Origin of the sequence: Pseudooceanicola algae (assembly GCF_003590145.2) — a bacterium.
In the GTDB taxonomy this organism is placed as follows: domain Bacteria; phylum Pseudomonadota; class Alphaproteobacteria; order Rhodobacterales; family Rhodobacteraceae; genus Pseudooceanicola; species Pseudooceanicola algae.
Genome location: NZ_CP060436.1, coordinates 3,403,914 through 3,423,560 on the forward strand (window position 1 = coordinate 3,403,914; position 19,647 = coordinate 3,423,560).

General features: G+C 65.2%; 20 protein-coding genes. 15 read left to right on the top strand and 5 right to left on the bottom strand.

Annotation, left to right across the window (positions count from 1 at the left end):
- Positions 1 to 5: 5 nt before the first annotated feature.
- The gene (locus PSAL_RS15915) at positions 6 to 1,052 is read right to left on the bottom strand and encodes a rod shape-determining protein (protein ID WP_119838299.1); all 1,047 of its coding nucleotides are present in this window, start codon (positions 1,050 to 1,052) and stop codon (positions 6 to 8) included.
- Between the two features lie 211 nt (positions 1,053 to 1,263).
- On the opposite strand from PSAL_RS15915, the gene PSAL_RS15920 reads away from it, so the two are divergent.
- The 5 genes from PSAL_RS15920 to PSAL_RS15940 all read left to right on the top strand — a co-directional run bounded on the left by PSAL_RS15920 (position 1,264) and on the right by PSAL_RS15940 (position 5,062).
- Positions 1,264 to 2,052 carry a 23S rRNA (adenine(2030)-N(6))-methyltransferase RlmJ gene (locus tag PSAL_RS15920; protein WP_119838276.1) on the top strand — a complete coding sequence of 263 codons (789 nt, stop codon included), beginning with the start codon at positions 1,264 to 1,266 and terminating at the stop codon, positions 2,050 to 2,052.
- Between the two features lie 74 nt (positions 2,053 to 2,126).
- Complete coding sequence (locus PSAL_RS15925; protein WP_147407607.1) at positions 2,127 to 2,669, top strand: sugar O-acetyltransferase; 543 nt, start codon at positions 2,127 to 2,129, stop codon at positions 2,667 to 2,669.
- 76 nt (positions 2,670 to 2,745) lie between these two features.
- Positions 2,746 to 3,303, top strand: coding sequence for an NUDIX domain-containing protein (locus tag PSAL_RS15930; protein ID WP_196941866.1), 558 nt, complete (start codon positions 2,746 to 2,748; stop codon positions 3,301 to 3,303).
- A gap of 92 nt (positions 3,304 to 3,395) precedes the next feature.
- Positions 3,396 to 4,355 (top strand): DUF808 domain-containing protein, encoded by a 960-nt coding sequence (locus PSAL_RS15935; RefSeq protein WP_119838278.1) that lies wholly within the window; start codon positions 3,396 to 3,398, stop codon positions 4,353 to 4,355.
- Positions 4,356 to 4,642: 287 nt separating this feature from the next.
- Positions 4,643 to 5,062 carry a thermonuclease family protein gene (locus PSAL_RS15940; RefSeq protein ID WP_231388549.1) on the top strand — a complete coding sequence of 140 codons (420 nt, stop codon included), beginning with the start codon at positions 4,643 to 4,645 and terminating at the stop codon, positions 5,060 to 5,062.
- 90 nt (positions 5,063 to 5,152) lie between these two features.
- Here PSAL_RS15940 and PSAL_RS15945 read toward each other — a convergent pair whose 3' ends face one another.
- Positions 5,153 to 6,721 (bottom strand): 2-isopropylmalate synthase, encoded by a 1,569-nt coding sequence (locus PSAL_RS15945; RefSeq protein WP_119838280.1) that lies wholly within the window; start codon positions 6,719 to 6,721, stop codon positions 5,153 to 5,155.
- A gap of 443 nt (positions 6,722 to 7,164) precedes the next feature.
- Here PSAL_RS15945 and PSAL_RS15950 point away from each other — a divergent pair, with 443 nt between their 5' ends.
- The 10 genes from PSAL_RS15950 (at position 7,165) to trpB (ending at position 17,200) form a co-directional block, all read left to right on the top strand.
- Positions 7,165 to 7,902, top strand: coding sequence for a sulfite exporter TauE/SafE family protein (locus PSAL_RS15950; protein ID WP_119838301.1), 738 nt, complete (start codon positions 7,165 to 7,167; stop codon positions 7,900 to 7,902).
- A gap of 50 nt (positions 7,903 to 7,952) precedes the next feature.
- Positions 7,953 to 8,618, top strand: coding sequence for an SDR family NAD(P)-dependent oxidoreductase (locus tag PSAL_RS15955; RefSeq protein WP_119838302.1), 666 nt, complete (start codon positions 7,953 to 7,955; stop codon positions 8,616 to 8,618).
- A 76-nt stretch (positions 8,619 to 8,694) separates the two neighbouring features.
- Entirely contained in the window at positions 8,695 to 10,044 is a 1,350-nt protein-coding gene (gene aroA, locus PSAL_RS15960) for a 3-phosphoshikimate 1-carboxyvinyltransferase (protein ID WP_119838281.1), read from the top strand.
- A 129-nt stretch (positions 10,045 to 10,173) separates the two neighbouring features.
- Entirely contained in the window at positions 10,174 to 10,812 is a 639-nt protein-coding gene (locus PSAL_RS15965; RefSeq protein WP_119838303.1) for a (d)CMP kinase, read from the top strand.
- A 267-nt stretch (positions 10,813 to 11,079) separates the two neighbouring features.
- Positions 11,080 to 11,961: a LysR family transcriptional regulator gene (locus PSAL_RS15970; protein ID WP_119838282.1), complete on the top strand. Its 882-nt coding sequence runs from the start codon at positions 11,080 to 11,082 to the stop codon at positions 11,959 to 11,961.
- A gap of 176 nt (positions 11,962 to 12,137) precedes the next feature.
- Positions 12,138 to 13,955, top strand: coding sequence for a 30S ribosomal protein S1 (gene rpsA, locus PSAL_RS15975; protein WP_269212607.1), 1,818 nt, complete (start codon positions 12,138 to 12,140; stop codon positions 13,953 to 13,955).
- A gap of 391 nt (positions 13,956 to 14,346) precedes the next feature.
- A complete protein-coding gene (gene ihfB / locus PSAL_RS15980; protein ID WP_119838284.1) occupies positions 14,347 to 14,637 on the top strand; it encodes an integration host factor subunit beta in 291 nt (96 codons plus the stop codon).
- Positions 14,634 to 14,978 carry a lipopolysaccharide assembly protein LapA domain-containing protein gene (locus tag PSAL_RS15985; protein WP_119838285.1) on the top strand — a complete coding sequence of 115 codons (345 nt, stop codon included), beginning with the start codon at positions 14,634 to 14,636 and terminating at the stop codon, positions 14,976 to 14,978. Before ihfB ends, PSAL_RS15985 begins: the two co-directional genes overlap by 4 nt.
- Positions 14,979 to 14,987: 9 nt before the next feature.
- Positions 14,988 to 15,671 carry a phosphoribosylanthranilate isomerase gene (locus tag PSAL_RS15990; protein WP_119838286.1) on the top strand — a complete coding sequence of 228 codons (684 nt, stop codon included), beginning with the start codon at positions 14,988 to 14,990 and terminating at the stop codon, positions 15,669 to 15,671.
- Positions 15,672 to 15,949: 278 nt separating this feature from the next.
- On the top strand, positions 15,950 to 17,200 hold the full coding sequence (trpB, locus tag PSAL_RS15995) for a tryptophan synthase subunit beta (RefSeq protein WP_119838287.1): 1,251 nt from the start codon (positions 15,950 to 15,952) through the stop codon (positions 17,198 to 17,200).
- A 76-nt stretch (positions 17,201 to 17,276) separates the two neighbouring features.
- Here the strand turns inward: trpB and PSAL_RS16000 are convergent, their stop codons facing one another.
- The 3 genes from PSAL_RS16000 to pth form a co-directional block, all read right to left on the bottom strand.
- On the bottom strand, positions 17,277 to 17,663 hold the full coding sequence (locus PSAL_RS16000; RefSeq protein WP_196222728.1) for a DUF2237 family protein: 387 nt from the start codon (positions 17,661 to 17,663) through the stop codon (positions 17,277 to 17,279).
- 169 nt (positions 17,664 to 17,832) lie between these two features.
- Positions 17,833 to 18,867, bottom strand: a complete 1,035-nt coding sequence (locus PSAL_RS16005) for a DUF2332 domain-containing protein (protein ID WP_119838288.1) — start codon at positions 18,865 to 18,867, stop codon at positions 17,833 to 17,835.
- Complete coding sequence (pth, locus tag PSAL_RS16010) at positions 18,864 to 19,628, bottom strand: aminoacyl-tRNA hydrolase (RefSeq protein ID WP_119838289.1); 765 nt, start codon at positions 19,626 to 19,628, stop codon at positions 18,864 to 18,866. The genes PSAL_RS16005 and pth overlap by 4 nt, the downstream gene beginning before the upstream one ends.
- Positions 19,629 to 19,647 lie beyond the last annotated feature (19 nt).

Sequence of the window (19,647 nt, forward strand, 5' to 3'; positions counted from 1 at the left end):
TCGGCTCAGCTGTCGTAGTCAATCGCGTGGCGCAGTTGCTTTTCGTATTCCAGCGCCTTGCCGGTGCCGAGGGCCACGCAATTCAGGCTTTCATCTGCAATGGAAACGGCCAGCCCGGTCTGTTCGCGCAGCGCCAGATCAAGGTCGCCCAGCAGCGCGCCGCCGCCGGTCAGCATGACGCCGCGGTCGACGATATCTGCCGCGAGGTCGGGTGGGGTGGCTTCCAGGGCGGTCATGACCGCTTCGCAGATCTGCTGGACCGGCTCGGACAGGGCCTCGGCGATCTGGGCCTGGGTGACCTCGATCTCCTTGGGGACACCGTTCAGCAGGTCGCGGCCGCGCACCTTCATCGAGGCGCCGCGCCCGTCGTCGGGCATCCGGGCCGTGCCGATGGAGGTCTTGATGCGTTCGGCGGTCGATTCGCCGATCAGCAGGTTCTGCTGGCGCCGCAGGTAGGAAATGATGGCTTCGTCCATCCGGTCACCGCCGACCCGCACCGAGCGGGCGTAGACGATATCGCCCAGCGACAGCACGGCCACCTCGGTGGTGCCGCCGCCGATGTCGACGACCATGTTGCCGGTCGGGTCGGTGATCGGCATGCCGGCCCCGATGGCCGCCGCGATGGGTTCCGCGATCAGCCCTGCGCGGCGTGCGCCGGCAGACAGGACGGATTGCCGGATCGCGCGCTTTTCAACCGGCGTGGCACCATGGGGGACGCAGACGATGATCTTGGGTTTCGAGAAGGTAGAGCGCTTGTGCACCTTGCGGATGAAATACTTGATCATCTCTTCGGCCACGTCGAAATCTGCGATGACCCCTTCGCGCATCGGGCGGATCGCCTCGATGCTGCCCGGTGTCCGGCCAAGCATCAGCTTGGCGTCCTCGCCCACGGCCAGGACCTTCTTGATGCCGTCCTTGACGTGGTAGGCAACCACGGAAGGTTCCGACAGGACAATGCCGCGCCCCTTGACGTAGACCAACGTGTTCGCGGTCCCAAGGTCGATCGCCATGTCCGAAGAAAAGAGCCCAGGCATTCTGCTGAAAAGAGCCATTCGTTGTGCTGTCCCGATTTCGTTCCCCAACAGGTCCAGCGACACTGCCGGTCCGGACCGTTCGTCCTTATAGGCCCCGCATATCCTTGAGGAAAGGGGAGGGCGGTGTCATTTCAGCGTCTTTTCGCCACGAAGCCGTGATTTCTCGGGGCTGACGGCGCGGGAACCGTCGGGGATTGAATGCGGGGCGGGCAGGGCGTATCGCCATGGCATGTTATCTTATCAGCATATCTATCATGCCGGGAATCCGGCCGATCTGCACAAGCATGCGCTTCTGGCGGTTATGCTGGCGCGCATGGTGGCCAAGCCCAAGCCGATGACCTATGTCGAGACCCACGCCGGACGCGGTCTTTACGACCTCACGAGCGTCGAGGCCCGCAAGACCGGCGAAGCCGAGGCCGGCATCGGACGCCATGCCCACGCGTTTGCGCCCGACCACCCCTATGCCATGGCGTTGCAGGCATTGAGGGCCGAAAAGGGCGCTTCTGCCTACCCCGGATCGCCACTGCTGGCGGCGGGGCTGCTGCGCGATTGCGACCGTCTGCATCTGGCCGAACTACATCCGCGCGAATATGCGGCGTTGCGTCAGGCCATGGGCCGGCAGGTGAGTCTGGGTCAGGCCCTGCTGCACCGTCAGGACGGCTTTGCCATGGCGCAATCGGTCTGCCCGCCCGACCCGAGGCGCGGGCTGATCCTGATTGATCCGTCCTACGAGGTGAAGGCCGATTACGATGCGATCCCCGGTTTCGTGAAGACGCTGCATCGCAAGTGGAATGTCGGTGTGATCGCCCTGTGGTACCCGATCCTGCGCGATGGTCGGCACAAGGATATGCTCACGGCGCTGGAGGCGCTCGACCTGCCCGTCGTGCTGCGCAGCGAACTGACCTTTCCACCCGTGCGCGCTGGACATGGCATGGTCGGCAGCGGCATGTTCATCGTCAACACGCCCTTCGGGACCGAGGACGAGGCGGCGCGGTTGCGCGGGCTTTTCGCCGGGTAGGGGGCCAGCCCCCAAGGCTCGGGGTGCCGAGCCTTCCCCCGGAGTATTTTCGGCCAGATGACAGGAGCCCTGTGATGACCGAGTTCGACAAGATGATGGCGGGGGAATGGTACAATGCGCTGGATCCCGCGCTGGAAAGGCGGCGCCAGGCTGCGCGGGTGGTCGAGCATCAGCACAACAGCACGCATCCGGACCGGCGCGGGGCGATCGGGGCCGGGTTGCGGGCGATCTTTGCGGAAGTTGGCGAAGGGGCCTGCATCGAGGCGCCGTTTCACATCGCCTACGGGTTCAATATCCGGCTTGGGGCGGGATGCTATCTGAATGCGAACTGCGTGATCCTGGATTCCGCACCGGTGACCATCGGGGCGCGGTGCCTGCTTGGGCCGGGGGTCAAGATCTGCTGCCCGGATCATCATCGCGACCCGGTGCAGCGCAGTCAGGGGCTGGAGATCGCCCGGCCGGTGGTTCTGGAACCCGACGTCTGGCTGGCGGCTGGGGTGATCGTCTGTGGCGGTGTCACTATCGGGGCGGAGGCCATCGTCGGTGCGGGTTCGGTCGTCACCCGCGACGTGGCGCCGGGGGCGAAGGTGGCCGGGGTGCCGGCGCGCGCGATCTGATCCCCGATCCGGTCTTGCGCCCGCATCGCGAAGCGGGCTTTCTGCGCCGGGGAGGCGACAGCAAGCAGGAGAGCCCATGCGTGGTAAGATCACACGGCAAGCGACGCGGATTGCCTACAAGAACAACTGGATGACGGTCCACGAAGACGATGTGACCTTTCCCAACGGGCACCAGAGCATCTTTGGCGTCGTCGAAAAACCCGATTTCGTCGCGGTGATTCCGGTCGATGCAGAGGGGCGGATCCATCTGGTCAGCCAGTACCGCTATGCGGTTTCGACCCGGACCTGGGAGATCCCGCAGGGCGCCTGGCCCAACCGCCCGGATGCGCCGCCCGAGGAGGTGGCCCGAGGAGAATTGCGCGAGGAAACCGGCTTTCGCGCCGCCAGCATGGAGTTGCTGGGCCGCATGTACCAGGCTCCGGGTCTCTCGACGCAAAGCTGCCATCTGTACCTCGCCACGGGCCTGACGGCGGGCGAGACGGAGCGCGAAGTGACCGAGAGCGATATGGAATGCGCCGGTTTCACGCTGGCGCAATTGCGCGGGATGATCGCGGCGGGCGAAATCATGGATGGCACCAGCATGGCGGCCTTCGGGATGCTGGCGCTTCAGGGGCGGCTCGACAGCCTCGGCTGAGGACGGAGTGTTGGGCTGCGGTGGCCCTTGTCGGACGGGCCGGCGGCGCTATTGTCGCAACAGGCGCCGGGCAGCACGCGCAAGGGGGATACATGAGCGGATTACTGGCACTTCTTGACGACGTGGCGGCCATCGCCAAGCTGGCGGCGACCTCGGTCGATGATGCCTTCGGGCAAGCGATGAAGGCGTCCTCCAAGGCGGCGGGGGCGGTCATCGACGATGCGGCCGTGGCGCCGAAATATGTTCAGGGCTTTTCCGCCGCGCGGGAACTGCCGATCGTCGGGAAGATTGCGCTCGGCTCGCTGCGCAACAAGGCGCTGTTGCTGCCGGGGCTGCTGTTGTTGTCCTATTTCCTGCCGCAGGCGATTGCGCCGCTGCTGATGCTGGGCGGGGCCTATCTGTGTTTCGAGGGGGCCGAGAAGGTCTGGCATGTGCTCAGTCCGGGCCATCATGATCTGGCCGAGGCGGTCGAGCGCAAGAAGGCGGATCCGCATCTTGAGAAAAAGAAGGTGAGCGGCGCGATCAAGACGGATTTCATCCTGTCCGCCGAGATCATGACGATCACCCTTTCGGCCCTGCCCGAGGGCCAGTCGATCTGGGTGGAGGCCGGGGCGCTGGCGATTGCCGGTCTGCTGATCACCTTCGTGGTCTATGGCGCCGTGGCGCTGATCGTGAAGGCGGATGACCTTGGCCTGGCGATGGCGCAGCATGGCCGCCTGGGTCTGACCCGCGGCCTCGGCCGGCTGATCGTCAAGGGCATGCCGACCTTCCTGAGCGCGCTGACGATCGTCGGTACCGCCGCGATGATCTGGGTTGGTGGCTCGATCATTGTGCACGGCGTTTCCGAGATGGGCTGGCATCTGCCCGAAGAGATGATCCACCATGCCTCGGAAGTCGTGTCGCAAGGGCTTGAGACGGGTCGGGCCGCTGTCGCCTGGGTGGTGACGGCCTTCCTGGACGGAGTGCTGGGGCTGGCGCTTGGCGCGGTGATTGTGGCGGGTTGGAGCCTGATATCCGGCGTGTTCTCGAAGGGGCATGGCAAGGCGTCCTGAGCTGGCGAACCCTGTAGCTGCTGTCCCTGTTGCGACAAGATCGGGGGAAGCACGTGGGAAAAGGCAGGCACTTCTGCTTTCCTAAACCTTTGGACATCCGCACGTAATCTCCTTAAGGTTGTGCGATGCTTAAGGTCCTGCTTCGCCTGTTTCGTCCTGCCCCCACCAAGAGTTCCCGTCGGCGCCGTGAAGCCGCGGGACCTGATAGAGCGCCCGCGCCCGTCCGTAAACTTCCGGTCAAGGCGGCACGTCCGGAAGATCCGCCAAGGGGCATCCCATCTCCGGCAGTGCTGAAGGGCAAATGCTACGTGATTGACGGCGATACCGTGGTGATCAGCGGAACCCGGATCAGGATCGCCGGGATCGATGCGCCGGAGCTGGATCACCCCTGGGGGAAAAAGGCGAAGTTTACCCTGATCGGCCTCTGCAAGGGGCAGATCATCACGGCGACCCTGAGCGAAGAGATGTCGTACGACCGGGTGGTTGCCACATGCCATCTGCAGGATGGCACGGACCTTGCAGCCCGGTTGGTGGAGGAGGGTCTTGCGCTCGACTGGCCGAAGTTTTCGGGCGGGGCCTATCGTCATCTGGAACCCCCCGGCGTGCGGCGCAAGCTGTGGCGGGCGGCTGCCCGACAGCAGGGACGGATGAAGCCGGCGGAGTCCGATCAGCAGCCCGAGAAGCTGGCCAGCGAGGTCAGCAAATGACGGCCCGCCACAGGCATCGCGCAAATGAATGCAAAACGGCCCCGAAGTGCTTCGGGGCCGTTTCTGGTTGGGTTGATTGTCAGGCGCGGCCTAGCCGGCGTCCTTGTAGCTGATCTCGCGCGTGTCGCCGCCGGCGGCGACCTTGTCGCGGCGCACCAGGATGCGGTTCAGGGCGTGGACATAGGCCTTGACCGAAGCCACGACCGTGTCGGTATCCGCGTTGGAACCGGTGACGATGCGCCCGTCCTCGTTCAGCCGGACCGAGACGGTGGCCTGGGCATCGGTGCCTTCGGTCACGGCGGAGACCTGATAAAGCTCGAGCTTGGCGCTATGCGGGAAGATCTCCTTCACCGCGTTGAAGGCGGCATCGACTGGGCCGTCGCCGGTGGTCTTGGCGCGGCATTCGGTGCCGTCGACGATCATCACCATCTCGGCGGACTGACCGCCGGTGCCGCAGATCACGGTCAGTTCCTTCAGGGCGATGCGGTCGGGGGTCGCATCGTCGGACACCCGCACCAGCGCGATGAGGTCGTCGTCGTAGACTTCCTTCTTGCGGTCGGCGAGTTCCTTGAAGCGCAGGAAGACATCGGCAAGCTGGTTATCGGCAAGCTCGATCCCGAGTTCGTTGAGCTTGGAGCGCAGGGCAGCGCGGCCCGAATGCTTGCCCATGACGAGCGAGGTCGCGGCAAGGCCGACATCCTCGGGGCGCATGATCTCGAAGGTTTCGGCGTTCTTGAGCATGCCGTCCTGGTGGATCCCGCTTTCATGAGCGAAGGCGTTCTTGCCCACGATGGCCTTGTTGAACTGCACCGCAAAGCCCGAGACGGCGGCGACGCGACGCGAGATGTTCATGATCTTCGTGGTGTCGATGCGGGTGCCCCATGGCATGATGTCGTTGCGCACCTTGAGCGCCATCACGACCTCTTCCAGGGCGGTATTGCCGGCCCGTTCTCCGAGGCCGTTGATGGTGCATTCGATCTGGCGTGCGCCGGCTTCCACGGCGGCAAGGCTGTTGGCCGTCGCCATGCCGAGGTCGTTGTGGCAATGGGTGGCAAAGACGACCTCGTCCGCGCCGGGCACCTTTTCCAGAAGCATCCGGATCAGGTCGGCGCTTTCACGCGGGGCGGTATAGCCGACGGTGTCGGGGATGTTGATCGTCGTCGCCCCGGCGCGAATCGCGATTTCGACCGTGCGGCAGAGGTAATCGTGTTCCGTGCGGGTCGCATCCATCGGAGACCACTGGATATTGTCGCAGAGGTTGCGCGCATGGGTCACGGTGTCATGGATCCGCTCGGCCATCTGATCCTTGTCGAGGTTGGGAATCGCGCGGTGCAGCGGCGAGGTGCCGATGAAGGTATGGATGCGCGGTTGGGCGGCGTGTTTCACGGCCTCCCAGCAGCGGTCGATATCCTTGAAGTTGGCACGTGACAGGCCGCAGATCACCGAATTCTTCGAGCGTTTCGAGATTTCGGAAACCGCGTTGAAATCGCCTTCGGAGGCGATGGGAAAGCCTGCTTCGATCACGTCCACGCCCATTTCGTCGAGAAGCGAGGCGATCTCGAGCTTCTCTTCATGGGTCATGGTGGCGCCGGGGGATTGTTCACCGTCGCGCAGGGTGGTGTCGAAGATGATGACGCTGTCTTGCGATGGATTGGTCATGTGATGTCTCTTTCTATTCTCCAGATGCCTTGGCGCGAGAGGCTGATCCCCTGAGCAGGTCGCGCCGCAACGGCACCGCTCAGAGGCGGATTAGGAGACGCAGGCCGGCACGAACCACGCCCGAGGGGCGCTGTGCAGAGGGGAGGGGGGCCTGGAACATCATGCAGGGGTCTTTACCGGAGGGGCGGCGCCTTGGGAAGATGGAAATTTCGCTGCAGGTGCGAAGGCGCGGGGTGCGCGCAGGGCTTCATTTCGCAGAGTGGCTGGGCCGGATCGACGCCTCCGGCGGGGATATTTCCGACAGGGAAACGGGCAGGGGCGGTTCGCCGGGCCAATTCGGTTTGTCATTTGCGCGCAAGCATCTTGACCCGGCAGGGGAAAGCACGAGGTTGCGGGGCGGGCCCCGAGGGCCGGAAGTGGCGGGCGCGCCGGGAGAGACAGATTTGGACCAGACAATCCTGTTGCTGATGGCGGCATTGATCGTGGGTGTGTCGAAGGGGGGCTTGTCCACGGCAGCGGCCATTGCGGTGCCGATGCTGGCGCTGTTCATGAACCCGATCGAGGCGGCAGCGACGTTGTTGCCGGTCTATATCGTCACCGACTGGATCGGGGTCTGGCTGTACCGGCATGACTTTTCGGGGCGCAACGTGCTGATCCTGATGCCGTCGATGCTGTTCGGGGTGGTGATTGCCACCGTGATCATGCCCTGGACGCCGGAGAGCCTGTTGCTGATATTCACCGGGTTGATCGGGATCTGGTACATCGGGCGCAGCTGGCTGCGGCGTGGTGGTGGCCCTGCGACCGAGGCGCGCATCCTGCCGGGGGTCTTCTGGGGGACGATCACCGGGATCACCAGTTTCATCACCCATTCCGGGTCACCGCCCGTTCAGGCGTATCTTCTGCCGCAGCAACTGCCCAAGCTGACGTTTGCGGGGACCGTGGCGCTTTCCTTTGCTTTCGGCAATCTGATCAAGGTGCCGGCCTATGCGATGATCGGGCAGCTGGAGGGGCTGGACTGGTCGCTGATCGCGGGGCTGTCGGTGACGGGGATCCTTGGCACCTTCATCGGGCGCTGGCTGACGCGCAGGTTGCCCGAGGCGGTCTATCTGAAGTTTCTGAAGGTCATGCTTGGCCTGCTGTCGGTGATCTTGCTGGGCAAGGGCATTTCCGATTTGATCTGATCCGGGCGGCGGTGCGTAGATCCCGTGATACAGGCGGGAGGTTGATCATCATGAAACGCGCACTCGTGATCGGGGCCAGTGGCGGGATCGGGGCCGCGCTGGTCACGCAATTGCAGCGTCGCGGCGTGAAGGTTCATCCGCTTTCGCGCAGGGTGGACGGGTTGGACATCACCAATGAGGCCAGCCTTGCGGCGTCGTTGGGCGGGCTTGAGCCGGGATATGATCTGGTGATCTGCGCAACCGGGGCGTTGGAGGGGGCCGGGCATCCGCCGGAACGCGCCCTGAAGCATCTGACAGCCGAGGCGCTGGCGGCGCAATTCGCGGTCAATTGCATCGGCCCGGCGTTAGTGCTGAAACATGCGTTGCGCCTGTTGCCACGCGATCGGCGGGCGGTTTTCGCGGTGCTTTCGGCGCGGGTCGGTTCGATCGGGGACAATCGGCTGGGCGGTTGGTACAGCTACCGCGCCGCAAAGGCCGCGCTGAATCAGGTCATTCGCAGCGGCGCGGTGGAGATGGCGCGGAGCCACCCCCAAGGGCTTTGCCTTGCGCTGCATCCCGGCACCGTGGCGACGCCTTTTACCGATAGTTACGCCGGGCGCTACGCCCGCCAGACCCCCGGGGAAGCCGCCGGGCATCTGCTGGATGTGATCGCCTCCCTCGGTCCCGAAGACACGGGCAGCTTCCATGACTGGCGCGGGGCGCCTGTGCCCTGGTAGGGTGCCGCCGCTTTTGGCCGTGACCCGGCGCGCGCTCTGCGGTATCAGGCGGCGGAATTCGCGAGGGGAGATCCAGATGTCGCATGCAGGCGCGCCGCAGGAGATGAGCGCACGGGTCAAGGGGCCCCTGACCGGTGAAGCTCATGTGCCGGGAGACAAGTCGATCAGCCACCGGTCGCTGATCCTTGGCGCCATGGCCGTAGGCAAGACCACGATCACCGGCTTGCTGGAAGGCGAGGATGTGCTGGACACCGCCAAGGCGATGCGCGCCTTCGGGGCCGAGGTCAGCCGCGATGCGGATGGCGTCTGGTCGGTGCATGGCGTTGGCACGGGCGGCTTTGCAGAGCCTGACCGGGTGATCGATTGCGGCAATTCGGGCACCGGTGTGCGGCTGGTGATGGGGGCAGTGGCGACCTGCCCGATCTCGGTCACCTTCACCGGGGACGCCAGCCTGTGTTCGCGGCCCATGGCACGGGTCACCGATCCGCTGGCGCTGTTCGGCACGCAGGCCGTCGGACGTTCGGGCGGGCGGCTGCCGATGACGCTGGTCGGCGCGGCTGATCCGGTGCCGGTGCGCTACGTGGTGCCGGTGCCCTCGGCGCAGGTGAAAAGCGCGGTGCTGCTGGCCGGGCTGAACGCGCCGGGCCGGACCGTGGTGATCGAAAAGGAAGCGACCCGCGATCACACCGAACGGATGCTCGCAGGCTTCGGGGCCGAGATTTCGACCGAAGTCACGGAAGAGGGTCGGGTCATCACCCTGACCGGTCAGCCAGAGCTGAAACCGCAAGCCATCGTGGTGCCGCGAGATCCCTCCAGCGCCGCCTTTCCGGTTTGCGCGGCGCTGATCGTGCCGGGCTCGGATGTACTGGTACCCAATATCGGCCTCAATCCCACGCGCGCCGGCCTGTTCGAGACCCTGCGCGAAATGGGCGCCGATCTGACCTATGAAAACCCGCGCGAAGAAGGCGGTGAACCCGTGGCTGACCTGCGCGCGAAATATTCCCCCGACATGCAGGGCATCAGCGTTCCCCCCGAACGCGCGGCCAGCATGATCGACGAATACCCGATCCTGTCGGTCGTGGCCGCCAATGCCTCTGGTCGCACGGAAATGCGCGGCGTCGCCGAATTGCGGGTCAAGGAAAGCGACCGGATCGAGGCGATGGCCACAGGCCTGCTGGCCAATGGCGTCAGCGTCGAGGCGGGCGATGACTGGTGGATCGTCGAAGGCGCCGGGCCGGGTTCGGTCGCGGGCGGGGCGACGGTGGAAACCCATCTCGACCACCGGATCGCCATGTCGTTCCTCTGCCTCAGCCTGGCGTCGCAGGACCCGGTGGTGGTGGACGATGCGGGCCCGATCGCGACCTCCTTCCCGATCTTCCGGAACCTGATGGAAGCCCTTGGCGCGACCTTCCAGACCGAAAGCTGATCTGGACAGCCGGTGGGTCGGGAACCTGCCAGCCCCGCAGGAACAGGCATTGCGGGGCTGGAACATGTCGCCCTGCGGTGCCAGATTGTACCCCCGAAGGAACGCTTTGACAGCCTGCAAGGAATGCCCATGACCATCACGATTGCCATCGACGGGCCTGCTGCAGCGGGCAAGGGCACGATCAGCAAGGCCGTTGCGGCGCGGTTCGGCTATGGGCACCTTGATACCGGGCTTCTGTACCGGGCGGTCGGCGCGCGCGTGCTGGACGGGGAAAGCCCGCTGGAAGCGGCCGAAAACCTGCGCCCCGAGGATCTGACCCGCGAGGATCTTCGCAGCGCCGATGCCGCGCGGTCCGCCAGTCAGGTTGCGGCCCTGCCGGACGTGCGCGCCGCGCTGGTTGATTTCCAGCGCGCCTTTGCCCGTCGTCAGGGGGGCGCGGTGCTGGACGGGCGCGACATCGGCACGGTGATCTGCCCCGAGGCCGAGGTGAAGCTGTTCGTCACCGCCAGCGACGCAGTCCGCGCCGACCGTCGCTATCGCGAGATGGCCGCGACCGGGGCGGAGGTGACGCCGGAGGGCGTGCTTGCGGACCTGCGGGAACGCGACGCCCGCGATTCCGCCCGCGCGACCGCGCCGCTGAAACCGGCAGAGGATGCGGTGGTTCTGGATACATCCGAGATGGAAATCGGCGAGGCCGTTGCGCAGGCCGTCGCGGTGATCGAGGCTGCGATTGCCTCCACTCAGATGCGGGACGACGATCCCGCCTGATCCTGCGTGGCGCGCGGCTCTGGCCTATGGCGCGCGGTAGGACCAGGGCGCTGACCTGCGCCCGAGTTTCAGCACCTTGCGCACCAGCCTGAAAAGCGCCTTCGGGCCGGGATGCCCTAGGGCGTAAAAATCGTCTTCCCGTAGTTTTCCCGTGGGAAGAGGCCTGAGAATCGGCATCATCGTCGCCTCCGTTGCATTTCCTTTTTGAAAAGGTACCTTGCGGCAAGCGTCCGATCTGCGGCGCATTCGGAAAGAGGTCTTTCATAAATGAAAGAGATGCCCTGGAGCGAGCTTCAGCTTTTCTTTCACGTCGCAGAGGCCGGCGGGCTAAGCGGCGCGGCGCGGGCGACCGGACTGTCGGCCCCGACCCTTGGGCGGCGGATGCTGGCGCTGGAACAGCAGACCGGGCAGGCGCTGTTTCACCGCAGCCAGACCGGCTATGGCCTGACCCCGGCGGGCACGGCGTTGCTGAGCCGGGTGCGGGCGATGCGCGCCGCCGCCGCCCCGGTGCAGGACCTGCTGAGCGCCGAGGCCGCGGCGCCTGTCATCCGGCTGTCAGCGGGCACCGCCACGGCCTTTTTCCTGGCGGACCGGATCGGTGCGCTGGTAAAGCCCGGCGACGGCATGCGGCTGAACTTCGTCACGACCGAGGCCGTGCTGGATATCGCCCACCGGGAAATCGACCTTGGTATCCGCAACCGTTCCGCCGACAGCGGCAACCTGGCGACCCGCCGGCTGGGGCCGCTGCGCTTTGCGCCCTATTGCAGTTATACGGTGGCGGATCCGGGGACGCTCGACTGGGTGGGGATGGACCCCGAACATGCGCGGCACCCGGCGGCGCATTGGCTGCATGAGCAGGATCACCGCATCGGCGTTCTGGCCAATTCCGTCGCCACGGTGCACCAGCTGGTCAAGGCGGGAGCGGGGATCGGCGTGATGCCCTGCATGATCGGCGACAGCGATCCGGCGCTGGCCCGTGCCGGGCCGATCATCGCCGCGCTGGACGAGGTGCAATACCTGGTCATGCATGCCGATGATCGCCACCGCCCGGTAATGCGCCGCCTGATCGAACGGATCGTCACGCTGTACCGCGACAACGCCGATCTTCTGGCCGGGGAACGCCCCCTGCGGACCCAGCGGCAGGGCTGATTCCCCCGGAGCCGGGCCCGGATGCACGAACCCCGATTCCAGCGGTGGTTCCCCTGATCCGGCAGGAAATGGCCCTGAAGTGGCCCCGAACCGGGGCAGGGACCCGGCCCGGCGACCACTTTACCCTTGATTTGCAGGGGCGCGGCGCTTATCTAGCCCGCGTCGACAAGGCGCAAATGCCGCGATCAGGGAAACGAGCAGGGGTCGGACCAATCCGGCCCTCTTTGTTTTGCGGCAGCTTAAGTGACCAACCCCAAGACCGGCGGAGACAACCGCTCGGCCAGTATAGTGTCAAAAAGGAAATCAGAGACCAGATGGCTCAAAACACATCGATGGAGGAATTCGAAGCCCTCCTGAACGAAAGCTTCGAAATGGACACCCCCGAAGAGGGTTCGGTTGTCAAAGGCAAGGTCATCGCGATCGAAGCGGGCCAGGCCATCATCGACGTCGGCTACAAGATGGAAGGCCGTGTCGAGCTGAAAGAATTCGCGAATCCCGGCGAATCCGCTGAAATCGCTGTCGGCGACGAAGTGGAAGTCTTCCTGCGTTCCGCAGAGAACGCCCGTGGCGAAGCCGTCATTTCCCGTGAAATGGCCCGCCGCGAAGAAGCCTGGGACCGCCTCGAAAAAGCCTATGCAGACGATGCCCGCGTCGAAGGCGCGATCTTCGGCCGCGTCAAGGGCGGCTTCACGGTCGACCTCGGCGGTGCCGTGGCCTTCCTGCCCGGCTCGCAAGTCGACGTTCGCCCCGTGCGCGACGCCGGCCCGCTGATGGGTCTGAAGCAACCCTTCCAGATCCTGAAAATGGACCGTCGCCGTGGCAACATCGTTGTGTCCCGTCGTGCCATCCTGGAAGAATCGCGTGCCGAACAGCGTGCTGAAGTCATCTCGAACCTGACCGAAGGCCAGGCGGTCGACGGCGTGGTCAAGAACATCACCGAATACGGCGCCTTCGTCGACCTCGGCGGTGTGGACGGCCTGCTGCACGTCACCGACATGGCGTGGCGTCGCGTCAACCACCCCTCGGAGATCCTGTCGATCGGCGAGACCGTCAAGGTCCAGGTCATCAAGATCAACAAGGAAACCCACCGTATCAGCCTCGGCATGAAGCAGCTGCAGGAAGATCCGTGGGACCTGGTGGCTGCCAAGTACCCGCTGTCCTCCGTGCACACCGGCCGCGTCACGAACATCACCGACTACGGTGCATTCGTGGAACTGGAACCGGGCGTCGAAGGCCTGGTTCACGTGTCCGAAATGTCCTGGACCAAGAAGAACGTGCACCCCGGCAAGATCGTCTCGACCTCGCAGGAAGTCGAAGTCATGGTGCTGGAAATCGACCCGGCCAAGCGTCGCGTTTCCCTTGGTCTCAAGCAGACCATGCGCAACCCGTGGGAAGTCTTCTCCGAGACCCACCCCGAGGGCGCCGTTGTCGAAGGCGAAGTCAAGAACATCACCGAATTCGGTCTGTTCGTCGGCCTGCCGGGCGACATCGACGGCATGGTTCACCTCTCGGACCTTTCCTGGGACGAACGCGGTGAAGACGCTATCCAGAACTACCGCAAGGGCGACATGGTCCAGGCGATGGTTTCGGAAGTCGACATCGACAAGGAGCGTATCTCGCTCTCGATCAAGAACGTCGGCGGCGACAAGTTCGCCGAAGCCGTTGGCGGCGTGAAGCGTGGTGCCATCATCACCGTGAACGTCACCGCGATCGAAGAAGGCGGCGTCGAGGTGGAGTTCGAAGGCATGAAGTCCTTCATTCGTCGCTCCGACCTGTCGCGTGACCGTGCCGAACAACGCCCCGAGCGTTTCTCGGTCGGTGACAAGGTCGACGTGCGCGTCACCAACGTGGACAGCAAGTCCCGTCGCCTCGGCCTGTCGATCAAGGCCCGCGAAATCGCCGAAGAAAAAGAGGCCGTCGAACAATACGGTTCCTCCGCTTCCGGCGCATCGCTTGGCGACATCCTTGGCGCAGCGCTGAAAGGCGACAACTGAGCCAGCCTGTCGGCGCGGCCCTGAGGGGCCGGATGAAACAGAACGGCTCCGGGGTAACCCGGGGCCGTTTTCCGTTCGAACGGGCTTCTGGCGTGGCTTCGCGTGCCGCTCAGGGGCCTCCCGAAGGCCTTCACACAGGCCTTTGGGCAGGGCAGGTCCAGTTTGCCCGGCCTCACGAATCAACCTCAGCCATACAATTCTGTGCATCGGGATTCCCGCAGCGGCCCGCTCAAACCGCCAGATCGCATCGGCGGATTTGTGAACGCGGTGGCATAAATCTGACGATTCCGGCGTATCGATGTCAGACTGGTTGTTCCCGAAGGCCAAGAAAACTCATATAGTTCCGGGAATTGGTGACCGCACAAACCAACTCTCGGGGAGAGATATCCAAATGATCCGGTCGGAACTGATCCAGAAAATCGCGGATGAAAACCCGCATCTTTACCAGCGCGACGTGGAGCGGATCGTGAACACGATATTCGAAGAGATCACCGAAGCCATGGCCCGCGGCAACCGCGTGGAACTGCGCGGTTTCGGGGCCTTTTCGGTCAAACGCCGCGAAGCCCGCACGGGCCGCAACCCGCGCACCGGGGATGCAGTCGAGGTCGAGGAAAAGCATGTGCCCTTCTTCAAGACCGGCAAGCTGTTGCGGGATCGCCTCAACGGGAACGAAGAAGAATGATGAAGTATATCCGCTATGGTCTGGAAGCCGTCATCGCGCTGGTTCTGATCTCGATCGCCGTGGCGAACCGGGACCTGGTGACGATCCAGCTGCTGCCCGAAGGGCTGGCAGAAATCGCCCATATCAACCCCTCGGTTACCTTGCCGCTGTTCCTGATCATCCTGGCGGGCATCCTGGTCGGGCTGCTGATCGGCTTCGTCTGGGAATGGCGCCGCGAACACAAGCACCGCGTCGCCGCCCGCAAGAAGGATCGCGAAGCGCACCAACTGAAGCGCGAAGTGACCAAACTGAAGGGCGAGAAGGTCAAGGGTCAGGACGACGTCCTGGCGCTGCTCGACTAGGGACCCGCCATGCCTGTCCTCATCCAGCCCGCCCGCGCCCTTGGTTGCCGGGTCAAGATCTGCGGCCTGAGCCGTCCCGAAGACGTCGCCGCCGCCGCCGGGGCGGGTGCCACCTATGGCGGCTTTGTCTTCTTCGGCAAATCCCCCCGCAATGTCTCGATCCCGCAGGCGCGGGACCTGGCCCTGCTGGCGCCGGTCGGCTTTGCCAAGGTCGCGCTGCTGGTCGATCCCGATGATGCGCTGCTTGATGCGGTGACAGACGCCGTGCCGCTCGACTTGATTCAGTTGCATGGCCGCGAAGCCCCCGAACGCCTCGCCCAGATCCGCGCCCGCACCGGCCTTCCGGTAATGAAGGCGGTCGGCGTCGCCACGGCCGACGATCTCGCCACGCTTGACCTCTATACCGGGGTGGCTGACCAGATACTCGTCGATGCCAAGGCGCCCAAGACTGCCGATCTGCCCGGCGGCAATGGCCTCTCCTTCGACTGGCGCCTGATCGCGGGCCGCAGCTGGTCCTGTCCCTGGATGCTGGCCGGTGGCCTCACGCCGGACAACGTGGCCGAAGCGATTCGCCTGACCGGTGCTCCGCAGGTCGATGTTTCCTCCGGCGTCGAATCCGCGCCCGGCCTGAAGGATCCGACCCTGATCCGCGCCTTCACCCAGGCGGCCCTGGCCCCCATCCCCACGACCTGACGACACCGGCAAGGCGGCGAAGACCGCATCGAGCGTTCGCCCCGCGCCGGGGGCTTACGTCCGCCTGCGCGCGCCCTCCAGCCATCCCAATGTTTCCCTGTTCCAAATATCCCGGGGAGTCTCCGGTACGGAGACGGGGCAGAGCCCCTCTTCCCGTTCCGCCCTTTCACGCCCCCACGACACCGCCTCCCTTGCGAAACCCCGCGGGCGCAAGGCTCTCGCCCTTGCTGCCTCCCGGCTCTCGGGCTACACCGATCCCGACAAACGGGAGCCCTGGGATGAACGACCTCTTCAACAGCTTCATGAGCGGACCCGACGAAAACGGCCGTTTCGGCAATTTCGGCGGGCGCTTCGTGTCCGAAACCCTGATGCCGCTGATCCTCGACCTCGAGGCCGAATACGAAAAGGCCAAAACCGACGACAGCTTCTGGGCCGAGATGAACGACCTCTGGACCCACTACGTCGGCCGCCCCAGCCCGCTTTACTTCGCCGGTCGCATGACCGAGGAACTGGGCGGCGCGAAGATCTACCTCAAGCGGGACGAGCTGAACCACACCGGCGCGCACAAGATCAACAATGTGCTCGGCCAGATCATCCTGGCCCGCCGGATGGGCAAGACCCGGATCATCGCCGAAACCGGCGCGGGTCAGCACGGCGTGGCCACCGCCACCGTCTGCGCGAAGTTCGGCCTGAAATGCGTCGTCTACATGGGCGCCCACGATGTCGAGCGCCAGTCGCCCAACGTCTTCCGCATGCGCCTGCTGGGCGCCGAGGTCATTCCCGTCACCTCGGGTCGTGGCACGCTGAAGGACGCGATGAACGACGCCCTGCGCGACTGGGTCACCAACGTGCGCGATACCTTCTACTGCATCGGCACAGTCGCCGGGCCGCACCCCTATCCGGCCATGGTGCGCGACTTCCAGTCGATCATCGGCAAGGAAGTCCGCTGGCAGCTGCCCGAGCACGAAGGCGAAGGCCGCCTGCCTGATACCGTCATCGCGGCGATCGGCGGCGGCTCCAACGCCATGGGGCTGTTCTATCCCTTCCTCGACGACAAGGAGGTTGGCATCATCGGTGTCGAAGCCGGCGGCAAGGGCGTGAACGAAAAGATGGAACATTGCGCCTCGCTGACCGGCGGGCGCCCCGGCGTGCTGCATGGCAACCGCACCTACCTGCTGCAGGACGGCGACGGCCAGATCCTCGAGGGCTATTCGATCTCGGCCGGTCTCGATTACCCCGGCATCGGGCCGGAGCATTCCTGGCTGCATGATATCGGGCGCGCGCAATATGTCTCGATCACCGACAAGGAGGCGCTGGAAGCCTTCCAGTTCTCCTGCCGGACCGAAGGCATCATTCCCGCGCTGGAGCCCAGCCATGCGCTGGCCCATGTCATGAAGATCGCGCCGACGTTGCCGAAGGACCATATCATCGTGATGAACATGTGTGGCCGGGGCGACAAGGACATCTTTACCGTGGCCAAGCACCTTGGCTTCGACATGAGCGATACCGAAGGCCGCACCGCGGATTGATCCCCGGTCTGGCCGACAATCAACTTCCAACAGACAATCGGCCCCTGCCTTGCGGGGGCCGATCTCGTTTTACGCCTCAGTCGTCTTCCGGATCCTCGGCGTATAGCTTCAGCACTTCCAGCGACACCACCTCCAGCGCGCGGCGGTGGGTGCCCCGCAGGTTGACCAGCGGCGCGCAGCCCTCGTCATGGGCCTGCAGGAACCGCGCGGCACAAAGGCACCAGCGATCTCCGGCCCGCAAGCCGGCGAACTGGAAGGCGGGCAAGGGCGTCGACAGGTCATTGCCGACATATTTCGAATAGGCCAGAAATTCGTCGGTCATCACCGCGCAGACCGTATGGCTGCCCTGGTCGGCCGCGCAGGTGTTGCAGGACCCGTCGCGAAAGAATCCGGTTAGCGGCGTGTTGGAGCAGGCATCCAGCTCTCCGCCCAACACATTGACCGACGGTTCCTTGTTCAGCATTGTCGCACCTTCTTCCGGGGGCGCATCCGGTCCGGGCAGCGCCCTCGGATGGCGGGGTCAGGATGGGGCCGGATCAACTGTCCGGGCGGGCTCCGTCATGCAGCCTTCGCAGCATCGTATCAAGATCACGATGAAAATCCATAGAGGCTCTGCTTCATCGGGCGCGCGCTCAGCAGGCCTGGAACCAGCGCCCGTGGAAATCCATCCGTCCCAGCGGGATGTCGTAGGCACCGGGCCAGAGGCGCAGGCGCACCGGGGCGCCGGGGCTCTTGTCGTCCATCTCGAAGGACAGCCAGGCCAGCGGCATATCGTCGGTTGCCCGCAGGGCGGCCGAGGCAAGCGCGGCCTGACAGGCGGCGGCGGTGGCGGTCGGGAAATACTGCCAGGCGATGGTGTGATAGACCAGATCGACCTGGCCCGCAGGGCGGTTCGCCAGCCGGCGCGCCAGCCAGCTTCCCGCGTCTTCCCGGTCGACCGAGGGCGCCGGCAGCGACAGGATCGCGTCGAGCCGTTCCATCCGGTCGGGTTGATCTGGCCAGATATAGCTGCGCAGCCGCAGCATGTCGGCGCGATTGGCGCGATCAAGCGGGTTCACATCCGCGCCGCCGCGCCCGGCAATACGATATGCCCCGCCAGCCGGCAGCGGTCCGGACCAGTCCGGGCGCAGGGTCAGAACCGGATGTTCCGGTCCCACCCGCTTGGCCCCGGCGATCAGGCCGAAGCTGTCGAATTGCAGGTTCAGCCCGGCCGAGGCTCCCAATTCGCTGAGCCGCAGGTCAATCCCCGGAAAATGGCGCGCAATCTGTCCCGCCGCGACGATCAGCGCTGTGGCGCGGCGGGGTTCATTGGTCTGGGGCGCATTGTCGAGCCAGTGGAGCAGGGTGTCGGCCTGGCTGGACAAGGCCGCCTGCACCGCCTCCCACAGGGTGTCCTCATCCGCGCGGCTCGGCGGGTAAAGGGCGGCCAGACGCGCGTCGGCCCCGGTCAGCACAAGGGCGTGCAATCCCCCCGCCAGGCGCAGGGCGACCGCATCCGAGCGCAGGTTGCGTGGCTCCCAGGCAAACAGTCGGTCGGTTACGGCGTTGCCCGGTGCCATGCGCCGGGCCAGCAGGGACAGCAGCCGTTCCATGAAAGGCGAGCCGAGCGAGGCACAGGCGCGGGCCTGGTCCAGGAAATGCGCCTGAAGGTCGGCAGCGGGCGTCACCGGAAGCGGTCTCTGAGCCGCTCGAGCGGCGAGCGGGCATCGGTGGTTTCTGCCGCCTCTGCGGATTGGGCGGTGTCGATGGGCTTGGCGGCGGCGGGGGCAGGCGTCGTCGCTTTTGGCGGCGTCGCATCGGGCTTCGGCGCCTTGGCGGGCTTTTTCTGCGTCCTGTTGTCCGTGCCGCCCCCGCTGCGCGGCGGGTTCACCCGCAGCGCCACGGCGTTGAGGAACTTCGCCGCCTCACCGGAGGCAAGCTCCGGTGCGCCATCCGAAAGACCGCGCAGCAGGTCGTCCAGCCAGTCCTGATCGGCCTTGGCGAAATCCGACAGTACAAAGGGCGCGACACGGTCCTTGTGGCCCGGATGGCCGATGCCAAGGCGGATACGCTGGTATTCGGGGCTGACATGGGCGTGGATCGAGCGCAGGCCATTGTGCCCCGCATGGCCGCCGCCCTGTTTTACCCGGCATTTGCCGGGCGCCAGGTCCAGCTCGTCATGAAAGACGGTGATGTCTTGCGGGCCAAGCTTCCAGAACCGCATGGCTTCGCCCACGGATTGGCCGGAATTGTTCATGAAGGTCGTCGGCTTCAGCAGCAGGACCTTCTGCGATCCCAGCCGACCTTCCGCGACCTCGCCCTGAAATCGCGCGCGCCAAGGGCCGAAGCCGTGATCAGAGGCGATCCGGTCCAGCGCCATGAAGCCGATATTGTGCCGGTTGCCGGCATATTTGCCACCGGGATTTCCGAGGCCCACGAAAAGCTGCATCTTGGTCTCCTGCTCGCGC

Bases quoted from the DNA above. Each gene is read 5' to 3' on its own strand.
- PSAL_RS15915 (WP_119838299.1), bottom strand. From the start codon at position 1,052: ATGGCTCTTTTCAGCAGAATGCCTGGGCTCTTTTCTTCGGACATGGCG.
- PSAL_RS15920 (WP_119838276.1), top strand. From the start codon at position 1,264: ATGTTATCTTATCAGCATATCTATCATGCCGGGAATCCGGCCGATCTG.
- PSAL_RS15925 (WP_147407607.1), top strand. From the start codon at position 2,127: ATGACCGAGTTCGACAAGATGATGGCGGGGGAATGGTACAATGCGCTG.
- PSAL_RS15930 (WP_196941866.1), top strand. From the start codon at position 2,746: ATGCGTGGTAAGATCACACGGCAAGCGACGCGGATTGCCTACAAGAAC.
- PSAL_RS15935 (WP_119838278.1), top strand. From the start codon at position 3,396: ATGAGCGGATTACTGGCACTTCTTGACGACGTGGCGGCCATCGCCAAG.
- PSAL_RS15945 (WP_119838280.1), bottom strand. From the start codon at position 6,721: ATGACCAATCCATCGCAAGACAGCGTCATCATCTTCGACACCACCCTG.
- PSAL_RS15955 (WP_119838302.1), top strand. From the start codon at position 7,953: ATGAAACGCGCACTCGTGATCGGGGCCAGTGGCGGGATCGGGGCCGCG.
- aroA (WP_119838281.1), top strand. From the start codon at position 8,695: ATGTCGCATGCAGGCGCGCCGCAGGAGATGAGCGCACGGGTCAAGGGG.
- PSAL_RS15965 (WP_119838303.1), top strand. From the start codon at position 10,174: ATGACCATCACGATTGCCATCGACGGGCCTGCTGCAGCGGGCAAGGGC.
- PSAL_RS15970 (WP_119838282.1), top strand. From the start codon at position 11,080: ATGAAAGAGATGCCCTGGAGCGAGCTTCAGCTTTTCTTTCACGTCGCA.
- rpsA (WP_269212607.1), top strand. From the start codon at position 12,138: ATGCCGCGATCAGGGAAACGAGCAGGGGTCGGACCAATCCGGCCCTCT.
- ihfB (WP_119838284.1), top strand. From the start codon at position 14,347: ATGATCCGGTCGGAACTGATCCAGAAAATCGCGGATGAAAACCCGCAT.
- PSAL_RS15985 (WP_119838285.1), top strand. From the start codon at position 14,634: ATGATGAAGTATATCCGCTATGGTCTGGAAGCCGTCATCGCGCTGGTT.
- PSAL_RS15990 (WP_119838286.1), top strand. From the start codon at position 14,988: ATGCCTGTCCTCATCCAGCCCGCCCGCGCCCTTGGTTGCCGGGTCAAG.
- trpB (WP_119838287.1), top strand. From the start codon at position 15,950: ATGAACGACCTCTTCAACAGCTTCATGAGCGGACCCGACGAAAACGGC.
- PSAL_RS16000 (WP_196222728.1), bottom strand. From the start codon at position 17,663: ATGCTGAACAAGGAACCGTCGGTCAATGTGTTGGGCGGAGAGCTGGAT.
- pth (WP_119838289.1), bottom strand. From the start codon at position 19,628: ATGCAGCTTTTCGTGGGCCTCGGAAATCCCGGTGGCAAATATGCCGGC.